At 71.5% G+C, this 13,979-nt stretch carries 12 protein-coding genes; all 12 read left to right on the forward strand.

Annotation, left to right across the window (positions count from 1 at the left end; translation table 11 throughout):
• Positions 1 to 17: 17 nt before the first annotated feature.
• Genes Dfulv_RS22310 through Dfulv_RS22365 form a run of 12 tightly spaced genes read left to right on the forward strand, consistent with a single transcriptional unit; the run spans position 18 to position 13,876 of the window.
• Positions 18 to 1,637 (forward strand): ABC transporter substrate-binding protein, encoded by a 1,620-nt coding sequence (locus Dfulv_RS22310; RefSeq protein WP_259866391.1) that lies wholly within the window; start codon positions 18 to 20, stop codon positions 1,635 to 1,637.
• A complete protein-coding gene (locus Dfulv_RS22315; protein ID WP_259866393.1) occupies positions 1,630 to 2,607 on the forward strand; it encodes an ABC transporter permease in 978 nt (325 codons plus the stop codon). The genes Dfulv_RS22310 and Dfulv_RS22315 overlap by 8 nt, the downstream gene beginning before the upstream one ends.
• On the forward strand, positions 2,604 to 3,470 hold the full coding sequence (locus Dfulv_RS22320) for an ABC transporter permease (RefSeq protein ID WP_259866395.1): 867 nt from the start codon (positions 2,604 to 2,606) through the stop codon (positions 3,468 to 3,470). The genes Dfulv_RS22315 and Dfulv_RS22320 overlap by 4 nt, the downstream gene beginning before the upstream one ends.
• A 12-nt stretch (positions 3,471 to 3,482) precedes the next feature.
• A complete protein-coding gene (locus Dfulv_RS22325) occupies positions 3,483 to 5,120 on the forward strand; it encodes a dipeptide ABC transporter ATP-binding protein (protein WP_259866396.1) in 1,638 nt (545 codons plus the stop codon).
• Positions 5,117 to 6,013, forward strand: a complete 897-nt coding sequence (locus Dfulv_RS22330) for an acyl-CoA dehydrogenase family protein (protein ID WP_259866397.1) — start codon at positions 5,117 to 5,119, stop codon at positions 6,011 to 6,013. The genes Dfulv_RS22325 and Dfulv_RS22330 overlap by 4 nt, the downstream gene beginning before the upstream one ends.
• Positions 6,006 to 7,355, forward strand: a complete 1,350-nt coding sequence (locus tag Dfulv_RS22335; RefSeq protein WP_259866398.1) for an LLM class flavin-dependent oxidoreductase — start codon at positions 6,006 to 6,008, stop codon at positions 7,353 to 7,355. Before Dfulv_RS22330 ends, Dfulv_RS22335 begins: the two co-directional genes overlap by 8 nt.
• Complete coding sequence (locus tag Dfulv_RS22340) at positions 7,352 to 8,572, forward strand: acyl-CoA dehydrogenase family protein (RefSeq protein WP_259866399.1); 1,221 nt, start codon at positions 7,352 to 7,354, stop codon at positions 8,570 to 8,572. The genes Dfulv_RS22335 and Dfulv_RS22340 overlap by 4 nt, the downstream gene beginning before the upstream one ends.
• A gap of 13 nt (positions 8,573 to 8,585) precedes the next feature.
• Positions 8,586 to 9,638, forward strand: a complete 1,053-nt coding sequence (locus tag Dfulv_RS22345; protein WP_259866400.1) for an LLM class flavin-dependent oxidoreductase — start codon at positions 8,586 to 8,588, stop codon at positions 9,636 to 9,638.
• Positions 9,635 to 10,798, forward strand: coding sequence for an acyl-CoA dehydrogenase family protein (locus Dfulv_RS22350; RefSeq protein WP_259866402.1), 1,164 nt, complete (start codon positions 9,635 to 9,637; stop codon positions 10,796 to 10,798). The genes Dfulv_RS22345 and Dfulv_RS22350 overlap by 4 nt, the downstream gene beginning before the upstream one ends.
• 12 nt (positions 10,799 to 10,810) lie before the next feature.
• Positions 10,811 to 11,839, forward strand: coding sequence for an aldo/keto reductase (locus Dfulv_RS22355; protein ID WP_259866404.1), 1,029 nt, complete (start codon positions 10,811 to 10,813; stop codon positions 11,837 to 11,839).
• A 10-nt stretch (positions 11,840 to 11,849) separates the two neighbouring features.
• A complete protein-coding gene (locus Dfulv_RS22360) occupies positions 11,850 to 12,800 on the forward strand; it encodes an amidohydrolase family protein (protein WP_259866405.1) in 951 nt (316 codons plus the stop codon).
• Positions 12,801 to 12,802: 2 nt separating this feature from the next.
• A complete protein-coding gene (locus Dfulv_RS22365) occupies positions 12,803 to 13,876 on the forward strand; it encodes an acyl-CoA dehydrogenase family protein (protein ID WP_259866407.1) in 1,074 nt (357 codons plus the stop codon).
• The last annotated feature ends 103 nt before the right edge of the window (positions 13,877 to 13,979 follow it).

Raw genomic sequence — 13,979 nt, forward strand, 5'->3', positions numbered from 1 at the left:
AAGAACAAGGGATCCCCATGACCTGGACCACCCCTGCCGCAACCCCCCGCAGACCCAGAGGACTGGCCTTCGCCGCCGCGCTCGGCGCCCTCGCGATCACCGCATCCGCCTGCTCCTCCGACGCCTCGAGCGCGCCGGGCGGTGGCGGCGACACCACCCTCACCATCGGCCTGGCCACCGAGGCGGAGTGCTGGGATCCGCAGCAGGACAACTTTGGATACGGCCTCAGCATCGGCCGCCAGATCGTCGACTCGCTGACCGCACGCGACGGCAACGACCTCACGAAGATCGAGCCGTGGCTCGCGACGTCCTGGGAGGTCAGCCCGGACGCGACCACCTACACCTTCAAGTTGCGTGACGGTGTGACGTTCAGCGACGGCGCGAAGCTGGACGCGAGCGTCGTCAAGGCGAACTTCGAGACCTTGGCGAAGATCAAGGGGGCCAACGGTGCCGCCTTCGTGGCGGGCCTCAAGGAGATCACCACCCCCGACCCGCTGACCGTGAGCATCCGGTTCACCCAGCCCAACGCCGCGTTCCTCCAGGCCACGTCCAACTACCAGTTGGGCCTCGTATCGCCGGTGACCCTGGCCAAGACGCCCGAAGAGCGGTGCGGCCAGGGCGTGATCGGCTCCGGCCCGTTCGTGGTGAAGGAGGCCGTCCGTAACCAGCGGGCCACGCTCGAACGGCGCGAGGACTACGCCTGGCCGGCCAAGGTGTACAAGCGGACCGGACCGGCCGGCATCAAGACGCTGGTCTTCCGGATCGTGCCCGAGGCCAGTGTCCGCACCGGTGGCGTGAGCAGCCGACAGATCGATGTAGCTCAAACGGTCTCCTGGCAGGACGGTGCGGTCCTCGAGAAGGGCGCCAACACCCAGCTGCTGCGTGCGGTCAACCGTGTTCCCGCCGTCTCGCTGGAGGTCAACACCTCCCGGCCGATCCTGAGCGAGGAAGCGGTCCGGGTTGCGCTGACCCATGCCATCGACCGCAAGGGGCTCACCGAGACCGCCCACAACGGGTTCACCGTGCCGGCAACCGGCTCGTTGACCGCGGCATCGCCGTTCCACATCGACCAGTCCGACGCGCTGCGATACGACCCCGCGCTCTCCAAGGACCTGCTGGAGAAGGCGGGCTGGACGGTGGGCGGCGACGGCATCCGGACCAAGAACGGCCAGCGTCTGGTGATCACCGCCTCGTTCGCCGCCAACCCGGACAACCAGACGTTCCTCGAGGTCATCCAGCAGCAGGTCCGGGAGGTCGGCATCGAATTCAAGCTGCGACCGTTGCCCACCACCGATTTCAACAAGGCGCTCGTCGCCGGCGACTACGACGTGCACCGCTGGAGCGGGGCGCTGGTGGACGCGGACGCCCTGCGGATCCTGTTCTCCACCAAGACCTTGAACAAGGCGCAGCTGCCGCCGGACAACGACCTCGAACCGCTGCTGCAGAAGCAGGTCGGCCTCGCCGACCCGGCCGAGCGGCGCAAGGTCATCGATGACATCCAGCGGATCCTGGTCGAACGGGCGTACCAGATCCCCGTCTTCGACATGGTCAACCTGTGGGGGGCCAGCAAGAAGGTCACCGGCGTGCGGTTCGACGACAGCGCCATCATCCTCTACGAGGCGCAAGTCAATGGCTAGCTACGCGGCCCGGCGGCTCCTGCACGCCCTGCTCGTGCTCTGGGCCGCCTTCACCGCCACCTTCCTGTTGCTCTACGCCCTGCCCGGCGACGCCGCGCTGAACAAAGCCGGCGTCGGCAGCGACGGGTCGGTGCTGGACCCGGCCCAGCTGGCGCAGATCCGCGCCCAGCTGGGCCTGGACCAGCCACTGCCGCTGCAATACGGCAAGGCGCTGCTCGGTGCGCTGCACGGCGACTTCGGTACGTCCGTGCAGACCGGAAACCCGGCCGCCGCCATGTATGTCGAGGCGATCCCGGAGACGCTCAAACTGGCCGGCGCCGCCCTGGTACTGGCCATGATCCTCGGTGTCGCCTGGGCCCTGCTGGCCTCGTACACCCGAGTGCCCCTGCTCCGGCAGGCACTGGTCGCGCTGCCCGCCGCCGGCGTCTCGGTGCCGACCTTCTGGATCGGCCTGGTCCTGATCCAGTTCGTGTCGTTCAAATGGCAGCTGCTGCCGGCGATCGGTAACGAGGGCATCAAAAGCCTCATCATGCCGGCGGTGGTGCTGGCGATCCCCAGCGCCGCGATGTCCGCGCAGATCCTGTCGCGCAGCCTCGAGTCCACGCTCAACGCCCCCTACATCGAGGCCGCCCGCGCCCGCGGCGCCTCCCGGGCCCGGGTGCTGCTCAGGCACGCGCTGCAGAACTCCATCATCCCGGTCATCACCGCGCTGGCCATGACGACCGGACACCTCATCGGCGGCTCGGTCGTCATGGAAACCGTCTTCTCCCGCTCCGGAGTCGGCGCCGTCACGGTGCGAGCGGTCAACTACCAGGACACGCCCGTCGTGCTGGTGGCGGTGGTCTTCGCCGCGGCGACCTTCGTCACGATCAACTTTCTGGTGGACGTCCTCTATCCCGTCATCGACCCGCGGATCCGGGTGCGAGCGTCACGCCGGTTCCGCCTCCTGCCCGCCGGGACGGCGACATGAGCACGGCCACCGTCGCCGGACCGCGCCCGGCGGACACCGGCCGGTTCGCCCGGCTGCGGACGATCCTGCGGCAGCCCGGGCTGATCCTTTCCTGGGCGGTCCTGGTCACCGTCCTGCTCGCCGCCGCCGTGCCGTCCCTGTTCACCGACGCCGATCCACTGCGGGCGAGCGGCCCGCGGCTGACGGCGCCGAACGCCCAGCACCTGTTCGGCACCGACAACCTCGGCCGTGACGTGTTCTCCCGGGTTGTCCACGGCACCTCGGCATCGGTCGAGGCGGTCGCCGTCGCGGTACTGCTAGGACTGCTGATCGGATCGCTGATGGGTCTGCTCGCCGGCTACTTCGGCCGGTGGGTCGACGACATCCTGATGCGTGTCGTCGACGTTCTGCTCGCCGTGCCGGCGCTGCTGATCTCGCTGGCCTTCATCACGGCCCTGGGTTTCGGCACCGTCAACATCGCGATCGCGGTCGGCATCGGCAACGTCGCCGCGTTCGCCCGGGTGATGCGAGCCGAGGTGCTGCGCATCCGTGGCATGGCCTACATCGAGGCCACGACGTTCGCCGGCATCAGCCGGCTGCGGCTGCTCACCCGCCACGTCCTGCCCAACGCGGCCGGGCCGGTGCTCGTGCTCGCCACGATCGAACTCGGACTGGCCCTGCTGAGCGTCTCGGCGCTGAGCTTCCTCGGCTTCGGCGCGCCGCCGCCGGCGCCGGAGTGGGGCAGCCTCGTCGCCGGCGGGCGGGACTACCTGGCCACCGCCTGGTGGATGGCCAGCCTGCCGGGCGCGGTCATCGCCGTCACCGTGCTGTCGGCGAACCGGATCGCCCGGTCCGTCAACCGGCAGCAGTACGTGAGCGTCTGAACGGAGGTAACCATGACCGACCTGCTCACGATCGAGAACCTGACCGTCGAGTACCGGCTGGCGCGTCGGCGGGTGCGCGCCGTGGCGGACCTGGAGTTGTCCGTCAAACCCGGCGAGACGCTCGCCCTCGTCGGCGAGTCCGGCTCCGGCAAGAGCACGATCGCGCACACCATCATGGGCGCCCTTCCGCCGTCCGCGACGATCTCCGCCGGACGGATCCGGTTCGACGGGCTGGATCTGGCGCGACTGTCGCAGCGGCGGTTCAACGGCATCCGCGGGCGGTCCCTCGGATTCATCCCGCAGGACCCGATGGTCAGCCTCAACCCGCTGCACCGGGTCGGCCGCCAGGTGAGCGAGTCGATCCGCATCCACACCGGAACGCCACGGCGGGAAGCAGAACGTCGGGCCGTCGAACTGCTGGAACGGGTCGGGCTGCCGGACCCGGCCACCCGCGCCCGGCAGTTCCCGCACGAGCTGTCCGGTGGCATGCGGCAACGGGTGCTCATCGCCGCCGCCCTCGCCGGGCAGCCGAAGCTGCTCGTGGCCGACGAGCCGACCACCGCGCTGGACGTCACCGTGCAGAAGGTCATCCTCGACGACCTGGCCGACCTGGCCCGGTCCAGCGGGATCGCCGTTCTGCTCATCACGCACGACCTCGCCGTCGCGGCGGACCGGGCACACCACATCGCGGTGCTCAAGGACGGGCGGCTGGTCGAGTACGGCACACCGGGCACGGTGCTCGGCCGCCCGGAACACCCGTACACGCAGGCCCTGATCAGTAGCGTGCCGAGCCTCTCCGCACCGGCGCGGCCGGCAGCCGTGCGCGTCGCGGCGGGCACGGGCGACGACCGGCCGGCCGTGCCGCTGGTGCGCGTCGAGGCGGTCAGCAAGGAGTTCCGGCTGCCCAACCGTGACCGGCTCCGGGCGGTCGACGACGTTTCGCTCACCATCGGCAAGGGCGAGGCGGTGGGGCTCGTCGGTGAATCCGGCTCCGGCAAGTCGACGCTGGCCCGGCTGGTGCTCGGGCTGACCCGGCCGGACGCCGGGCAGGTCGGCTTCGACGGTACCGACATCGGCCGGTTCGGCCGGGCGGACCTTCGGGTCCTGCATCGCCGGGCGCAGCTGATCTACCAGAACCCGTACGCATCGCTGAACCCCCGGCTGACGGTGCGGGAGATCGTCGCCGAACCGCTGGACGGCTTCGGCATCGGCGACCGGGCATCCCGCCGCGAGCGGGTGCACGAACTGCTCGACCAGGTCGGTCTCGCCGGCGACTTCGAGACCCGCCGGCCGGCCGAGCTGTCCGGCGGGCAGCGGCAGCGGGTGGCGATCGCCCGCGCCCTCGCCCCGGCTCCGGACCTGCTCGTCTGCGACGAGCCGGTGTCGGCACTGGACGTGTCGATCCAGGCGCAGATCCTGCGGCTGCTCACCGACCTGCGCCAGGAGCTCGGCCTCAGCCTGCTGTTCATCTCGCACGACCTCGCGGTGATCCGGGCCGTCGCGGACCGGGTCGCGGTGATGAAGTCCGGCCGCGTGGTCGAGTTCGGCGACGCGGACCAGGTCTTCCTGCGACCCGAGCACGAGTACACCAAGCTGCTGCTCGACGCCATTCCCGGACGGGCGCTCGCGGAACGGAGCGTGGCGACATGAGCGCCGAGCCCACGATCCTCGACCCGGCGCAGCTCACGGCCGGCGGCGAGGAGGCGGTGCAGCACGTGCGGGTGCTCGCCCGGTCCGACGCCGGACTCGCCGCGCGGGTCGCCGCCCATCACAGTGCTCGCCTGCTGGCCGGACGGCTGGACGGGGGAGACGGGGGAGTGGCCGGCTGGTACGCCCACGCCGGTACGGTCGCCGCCACGCCGGTTCCCGGCGGCCGGCGCCTGCTCGGCGACGCGCCGGTTTCCGCCGGTGGCGCCGACGCGCACCGGGTGGTGCTCGCCGCCGGCGGCCGGGTGCAGGCTGTGGTGGACGTCGAGGATCCGGGTGTCACCGTCGTCCCCGGCGACCCCGGCTTCGGACTGCGTTCGGCGCCACCCGGGCGGATCAGCCTGCGCGACGTCACCGCGCCGATCCCCGCCGCCGTGCCGGTGCCCACGGCCTGGCGGCTCTTCGACGAAACGTTGCAGGTGGCCGTCGCGGTCGGCATCATCGAGGGCTTCCTCACCGCGGCGCGCGACTTCGTGGTCGACCACGCCCGCCCGTGGCACGAATCCGGCGCGGAACGTGCCGCCCGCGACCCGCACACGATCGGCACGTTCGGCGACGCCCACGCCCGGTCGCGGGCGCTGGCCCTGCTCTTCGGGGACGCCGCTGACGGCTTCCGCCGGCGCCCGGTCACGCTGGCCCGCTGGTACGCGCACCGGCACGTCGGGCCGATCATCACGGCCGTGATCGGCGTGGTCGGGGCGAGCGGCACGTCCGAGCGGTACGGCCTGGACCGGTACTGGCGCGACGCGCGGACCCACGCGCTGCGCCACCCGCCGCACTGGACTCTCAGCGACGCGATTCGCACCGACGCCACAGGAGCGCGCCACGATGGCTAGGCAACTGCACATCAACGTGAACATCATCGGGTCCGGGGCGCACCCGGCCGCGTGGCGGTCACCCGGCGGTCACCCGCGGGCCCTGACCGACATCGACTACTACCGCACCATCGCCCGTGAGGCCGAACGCGGACTGCTCGACGCCGTCTTCCTGTCCGACGGGGTGCTGCTGAAAGGCAACGTCCGCTCCGGGCCGCCGATCCACGGCATCGACCCGACCGTCCTGGTCACCGCCATGGCGCTGGCCACCGAACGGGTCGGCTTCATCGCCTCGGTGTCCACCACGTTCAACAGCCCGTACCACATCGCCCGGATCTTCTCGTCGCTCGACCACGTCAGCGGCGGCCGGGTCGGCTGGAACGTGGTGACCACCCGCGACGTCGACGGCGGACGCAACTACGGGCTGGCCGACCTGCCGCCCCGCAGCGACCGCTACGCACGGGCGGCCGAGTCCGTCGACATCGTCACCAAGCTCTGGGACAGCTGGGAGGACGAGGCGCTGATCGCCGACCCGTCACGCCGGGTGTGGGCCGACACCGACCGGATCCACCGCATCGACCACGAAGGGGAGAGCTTCTCGGTGCGCGGACCCCTGCAGCTGCCCCGCTCGCCGCAGGGCCGGCCGCCGCTGCTGCAGGCCGGTGGCTCGGCGGCGGGCCGGGACCTCGCCGCCCGCTACGTCGACGCGGTGTTCACCGCCCAGCACCTGCTGGGCTCCGCGCAGGCGTTCTACGCCGACGTCAAGTCGCGCGCCGGGGCGCACGGGCGCGACCCCGACGCCATCAGCATCCTGCCCGGGCTGAACCCGGTCATCGGCGGCACCGAGGCCGAGGCCCGCCGCCGGCAGCGCGAGTTCGACGAACGCATCGGCGACGAAGGCCTGCTCGCCGGGTTCGCCGGCCGGTTCGGACTCGACCCCGGCGACCTGCACCTGGACAAGCCGTTCCCGGCGCACCTGCTGCCACCCACCGGCGACACGTACGGCTCGACCGGGTTCGACGACGCCGCCCGGTCCCTGATCGGGTCCGGTGAGCTGACCGTGCGGGAGCTCATCGCCCGCGGGAGCGCCGCGCACCGGGTCGTCGTCGGCGCACCCGAGCAGATCGCGGACACGATCGAGGAGTGGTTCGTCCAGCGCGGCGCGGACGGGTTCAACATCCAGTGCGACATCTACCCCGGCGGACTGACGGACTTCGTCGACCAGGTCATCCCCGAGTTGCAGCGCCGGGGCCTCTTCCGCACCGAGTACCAGGGAACCACCCTGCGGTCGCACTACGGCCTGGCCCGGCCGGCGAGCCGCTACGCGGTGGCACCGGCCCTCGCCGGCGGAGCACGGAAATGACCACTGTGGACGGTTCACTGCGACCGGCGGCCCGCGTCCTGCACAGCGACGACGAGGCGGTCGCGGCAGCGCACGAGTTGGCCGCGGTCTGGCGCGAGCTGGGACCGCTGCGCGACCAGGATCGCGCCGTGCCCCGCACGGAGCTGGCCCTGCTGGCGCGATCGGGCCTGCTGGCGATGACCGTGCCGAAGCGGTTCGGCGGACCGGGCCTCGGCACCGGCACACTCACCCGGGTCTTCGCGATTCTCTCCGCGGCCGACGCGGCGCTGGCACAGGTACCCCAGAACCACTTCGGTGCGCTGTACGGCCTCGACCTTGAAGATGACGACGACGAGCGCAAGGCCTTCTTCCTCGCCGAGGCGATCGCCGGTGCCCGCTTCGGCAACGCGGGGCACGAACGCGGCAAGGGCGGACGCAGCCTGCCGAAGACCACGATCGTCGACGACGGCGACGGCTACCGGATCAACGGCTCCAAGTCCTTCTGCACCGGCGCCCTGACCGCGCAGTGGGTGCCGGTGAGCGCCGCCCACCCGGACGGCTGGCTGGCCACCGCCATCCTGCCGCAGGGGACACCCGGGCTGGTCATCCTCGAGGACTGGGACGCGTTCGGGCAGCGCGCGACCGTCAGCGGCAGCGCCGAGCTGACGGATTCCTGGGTGCCGTCACGGTACGTCTTCAACCAGTCCGGCCGGCGCAAGCCGGACACCGCGTTCCGGTACACCCGCAGCCAGCTCACCCACGCCGCGATCCAGCTCGGCATCGCCGAGGAGGTCCTGGCCCGGGCCGACCGGCTGGACACCGGCACTCTGGCACCCGCGGTCGCCGGCCGGTTCCGGGCCTGGCGGGACGACCTCGAACTGGAGATCGCCGCCACCGCGGCGCTGGTCGCCCGGGCCGCGGCACTGATCGACGAGGTTGTCGCCGCCGGCCGGGCGACCGCCGACTCCGCCCTCGGCGTCGGCATCGCGGTCGACGAGGCCAAATGCCTCGCCTACGACCTCGGCCCGGCGGCCACCGACGGGTTCGTCGAGTTCCTCGACGCCGGATACACCGACGCCGAACCCGGCTTCGACCGGCACTGGCGCAACGCCCGCACGCATTCCCTGCACGACCCGATCCGGTGGCGCCGGCACTACGTCGGTGACTTCCACCTCAACGGGACCCCGCCGCCGTTCATGAAATGGCTGCTCGAATCCGCCGGCGACGCGCCGCTATGAATGGAGGAGGCGAATGAAGCCCAGCTTCCACTGGTTCCTGCCGATGTACCGGGACAACCGCAGCTACGGCGGCGACCCGGGAGCCCGCGAGGCCACCCCGAAGTATCTGCGCGACGTGGCCCGCGCGGCGGAGGCCAACGGCTTCGAGTCGATGCTGCTGGCCACCGGGCACGACACCAAGGACACCTGGCTCACCGCGGCCGCGGTCGCGCAGCACACGGAGACGATCCGGTTCATCGTCGCGTTCCGCGCCGGCTACACGCTGCCCACGCTTACCGCCCAGATGATCGAGACGTTCCAGTACCTCTTCGCCGACCGGCTGGACATCAACATCGTCACGGGCAGCGACGTCGAGGAGCAGACGGCATACGGCGACGAGATCGCCAAGGCCGACCGGTACCGGCGGACCAGGGAGTTCCTGGAGATCCTCGACGCCGAACTGGCCGGCCGGCGCTACGACTTCGCCGGTGACTACTACCGGGTGAGCGGTGGCGGCCGGCCCGCCCCGATCTCCCGCCGGCCGACCATCTTCTTCGGCGGGCTCTCCGAGGAGTCCGCCGACGTCGGCGCGGCCCACGCCGACGTGCAGCTCATGTACGGCGAAACGCCGCCGATGGCGGCCGAGCACGTCGAGCGGATCTCGAAGCTGGCCGCCGCGCACGGGCGCAGCGTCGAGTTCGGCATCCGCATCCAGGTCATCTCCCGCGACCGCAGCGAGGACGCCTGGGCGGAGACGGATCGCATCCTGGCCAGGCTGACCCCGCAACAGGTCGCCCGCCGGCAGCGGGAACTGGCCGAACGCCAGTCGATCGGCCAGCAACGGGTCCAGTCGCTCAACCCGGGCGTCATCGACCCGGACCGGCTGCGGCCGTACCCGACGATCTGGTCCGGCCTGGGCCTGGTCGGCGGAGGCGGCGGCAGCACGGCACTGGTCGGCAGCCACGCCGAGGTCGCCGAGCGGATCCAGGAGTACACCGAGGTCGGCATCCGGCATTTCATCGTCTCCGGAGCACCGCTGCTGGAGGAGGCCTACCGCTTCGGCGAAGGGGTGATCCCGCTACTATGACCATCGACGACCTGACCCGCCGGGCCGAGGAGTACCTGCGCAAGGCACGCGTCGGCGCCGCTGACCGGGAACGCGACCGCGAACTGCCGCACGCGCTCGTGCGCGAACTGGCAACCGCCGGTCTGGGCAGCTTCCGGGTGCCCAAGCAGTACGGTGGTCCGGGCGCCACCGTCCGGCAGGTGTTCGAATTCATCATCGCGCTCGGCGCCGCCGACTCGAACATCGCCCAGTCCGTCCGCCCGCACTTCGGCTTCGTGGAGAGCCTCATCGCCTCGCCGGTCGAGCAGGAGCGGGTCCGGTGGTTCCCCCGGGTGCTCGCGGGCGACCTGTTCGGGCTGGCCAACGGCGAGATCGGGGCACCGAACGGCGTCATCCGCACCCGCGTCACCCGCGACGGCGACGGGCTGCGCGCCAACGGCCGCAAGTACTACAGCACCGGCACCCTCTTCGCCGACTGGGTCTCGGTCAGCGCCGTCGACGACGACGAGCAGCGGGTCAGCTTCGTGGTGCCGACCGACCGGCCCGGGTTGTCGCTGCTGGACGACTGGGACGGCATGGGCCAGCGGCTCACCGCCAGCGGCACCACCGAGCTCACCGACGTGGCGGTGGCACCGCAGGACGTCGTCGAACGGCAGCCCGCGCCGGGTCTGCGCAGCCTCACCACGGCGTTTCAGCAACTGTTCCTCGCCGGAGTCCAGGCCGGCATCGCGCGCAACAGCCTCGCCGACGCGGTGTGGTTCGCCCAGCAGCGGTCCAGGCCGATCAAGCACAGTTCGGCGACGCGTTCGGTCGAGGACCCGTACATCCAGCACGCCGTGGGTGAGATCGGGGCGCGGGCATACGCCGCGGAAGCGGCCGTGCTGCGGGCCGCCGAGGCGATCGACCGCGCCTGGCTGGCCGGTGAGGACCCGGCGCCGCGCACGGCAGCCGCCGTCGAGGTGGCGCAGGCCCAGTTCCTGGCCACCGAGTCGGCGCTGAAGAGCGCGGAGCTGATCTTCGACGTCGGTGGGGGCTCGGCCACCGCCCGGGAACACAACTTCGACCGGCACTGGCGCAACGCCCGAACCGTCGCCAACCACAACCCGCGCTACTGGAAGGCCGCCGTCGTCGGTGCCTTCCTCCTCAACGGCACCGAACCGCCGACCACCGGACTCTTCTAGAAAGGGACACGCATGTCATATCGGCTCCTGGGCCGGACCGGAGTCCACGTCAGCCCGCTCACCCTCGGCGCGATGAACTTCGGCGCCAACGCCAATCCCGACCACGCCGACGGCATCAGGATCATCCACGCCGCGCTGGACGCCGGGATCAACGTCATCGACACCGCCGACGTCTACTCCCAGGGCGAGTCCGAGGTGATCGTCGGCAAGGCGCTCGCCGGCGGGCGGCGCGACGACGTCGTCCTCGCCACGAAGTTCCACGGGGCCATCGGCGACGAGGTCAACCACAAGGGGAACTCGCGGCGCTGGATCCACCGGGCCGTCGAGGCCAGCCTGCGCCGGCTCGGCACCGACCACATCGACCTGTACCAGGTGCACCGTCCCGAGCCGGAAACCGACCTGGACGAGACCCTCGCCGCCCTCTCCGACCTTGTCCACCAGGGCAAGATCCGCTACTTCGGTACCTCGACCTTCGAGCCGCACGAGATCGTCGAGGCGCAGTGGACGGCCGAGCGGCGCGGCCGGGAGCGGCCGGTCACCGAGCAGCCGCCGTACTCGATCCTGGCCCGCGGTGCCGAGCGGGCGGTGCTGCCGCTCGCCCGAAAGTACGGCCTCGGTGTCCTGCCGTGGAGCCCGCTCGCCGGCGGGTGGCTCTCCGGCCGGTACCGCAAGAGCGAGCCCGATCCCGCACCGTCGATCCGCCTGCACCGGCAGCCCGGCCGGCACGACCCGGCTCTGCCGGCGAACCAGCGCAAGCGGGAGGCGGTCGAGGCGCTCACCGACCTGGCGGACGAGGCCGGACTCTCGCTGATCCACCTGTCGCTCGCGTTTGTCCTGCGGCATCCCGCGGTCAGCTCCGTGATCATCGGACCGCGCACCCTCGACCACCTCACCAGCCAGCTCGGCGCGGTCGAGGTCACGCTCACGGACGAGGTGCTCGACCGCATCGACGACATCGTGCCGCCCGGCGTCACGATCAACCCAGCCGACGCCGGATATGAGCCGGCGTCGTTGACCGATCCGGCCCAGCGCCGCTCCTGAAAGGTTCAGCATGCCAGCCATCGACATCCACGCCCACTACTACGAGCCCATCCAGCAGGTCGCTCCGGCCCCGGGCTGGTGGCCCGAGGAGCGGCGTGCGGAGCACGCCCGCAGTGTTGACGTGCTCAAGAGCTTCGACCGCATCATCGAGGTCGCCGACGAGGCCAAAGTGGACACGAGGGTCCTGAGCCTGCCGGCCGCGTCGCGGTTCGCCGACTTCGACACCACGCCGCCGCACCTGGACGAGATCTCGACGCTGAACGAGTACCTCGCCGATGGGGTGCGCAGCCATCCCGGGCGCCTGCTCGGTCTTGCCACCATCGACGCGTTCGCCGGCGAGGACGGTGCCGCCGAGGTGCGCCGCGCCGTTGACGAGCTGGGCCTGCCCGGCATCGTCGTCGACTCGGGCAAGGCCGACGTCTTCCTCGGCGCGCCGGAGACGGTGCCGACCCTGCAAGAGGCCGCACATCTGGGGATTCCGGTGTTCGTGCACCCCACGGGCACGAGCCTCACCCCCACACTGATCGAGCAGGCCGGCCAGCTCGGCTCCTCGTACGGCCGCGGCCTGGCCAACGGCGTCGCGCTACTGTCGCTCATCCACCGCGGCCTGCTCGACGACATCCCCAACCTGCGGGTGGTCTTCACCACGCTCGGCATCGGCTCGCTCGGCATCGCCGGCACCTGGCGGGCTCGCGGCGGCCTTGCCGCGGAGGACGGCCGCTGGCAGGTCTACTTCGACACCATGGGCTTCGACGCCCAGAACATCGCGTACCTTGTCTCCGTCCTGGGTGCCCGCCGAGTGCTGCTCGGCAGCGACTTCCCGCATCAGGTCGACGCGACCGAGGAGCGAGTCGCCGCCGCGTTGACCGGGGCCGGCATCTCGCCCGCCGACCAGGAACTGATCCGTGGCGGCAACGCCGCGGAACTGCTGACCCGCCAGCCGGCGGCACAGCCGGCCTGACCATGACCATCGACCAGATCACCGCGGGTAGCGTGCCGAGCCGGTTCGGCGCGCTACCCGCCCATCCGGTGCTCGACCGGTTGCGTGACGTCATCAAGCGGACGATCGCCCCGGCGGCGACGGCAACCGACCGCGACGCGGTCCCCGCCTCGCATCTCGCGGCGCTGGCCGGGACCGGTCTGTTCGGCCTGTCGGTCCCACCGCGCTACGGCGGACTCGGGGCGCCGCCCGACGTGGTCACGGAGGCGTACGAACTGCTCGCGGGTGCCTGCCCGTCGACGTACCTCATCGCTTCGCAGCACTCGACCCCGATTCGGTGGATCCTCGACGGTGGTGGTCCAGCGCTGCACGACCTGCTGCCGGCGCTGGCCGGCGGCGAGTTGCTCGGCGGTGCGGCGTTCGGGCATGTGCGCACCTGGCCCGGACGCCGCACCGCCACGGCCCGGCGCGTGGTGAACGGCTGGCGCTTCGACGGTGTCGTGCCGTGGTTCTCCGGCGCCGGCCTGGTCAACGTCGTGCTGCTCGCGGCCGTCGCCGAGGCCGAGCACGCGATCGTGTTCGCCGTGGTGCGGCTGCCCCAGCCCGATCGTGTCGAGGCGGTGCCGCTCGACCTGGCGGCGATCGCCGGCTCGCGCACGGCCACCCTCCACATCGACGACCTGTTCGTGCCGGACGACGACGTGGCGCAACTGGTCGACGTCGACGAGTGGAAGGTGGGCGACGGCCGGGAGGGTCCCGCGGTCGCGCCCGGCGCGCTCGGGCTGGCCCGTGCCGCGATCGAGTACGCCCTGATCCGCCAGCCGGATAATCCCGACCTGCTCGCCCTTGCGCACGAGGTCGCTCACCTCCGTGGAGCGCCGCCGGCCGGGGATCCATTCGCCCGGCGCGCCCGCTCGGTGAACCTTGCCATCCGGGCGACGAACGCGGCCGTCGTCGCCCGCGGCGGCGCGGCGCTGCTGGCCGACGACGTGGCACAGGTATGGGCGCGCGCCGCGCTGTTCCTTCAGGTACGCGGACTGTCGGACCCCCTGCGGGCGGCACACCTCCACGAGCTGGCCGGTGGCGCCCCTCGGTAACCAGGAAGAGCATCCCAACATTACCGAATCGTCCAGAATTGAAGCTGGGGACACCAGCAGCGTCCGGACAGTTCGGCGTCGATGGCGGGTTTCGGACGTTAGT

Origin of the sequence: Dactylosporangium fulvum (assembly GCF_025137375.1) — a bacterium.
Taxonomy (GTDB): domain Bacteria; phylum Actinomycetota; class Actinomycetes; order Mycobacteriales; family Micromonosporaceae; genus Dactylosporangium; species Dactylosporangium fulvum.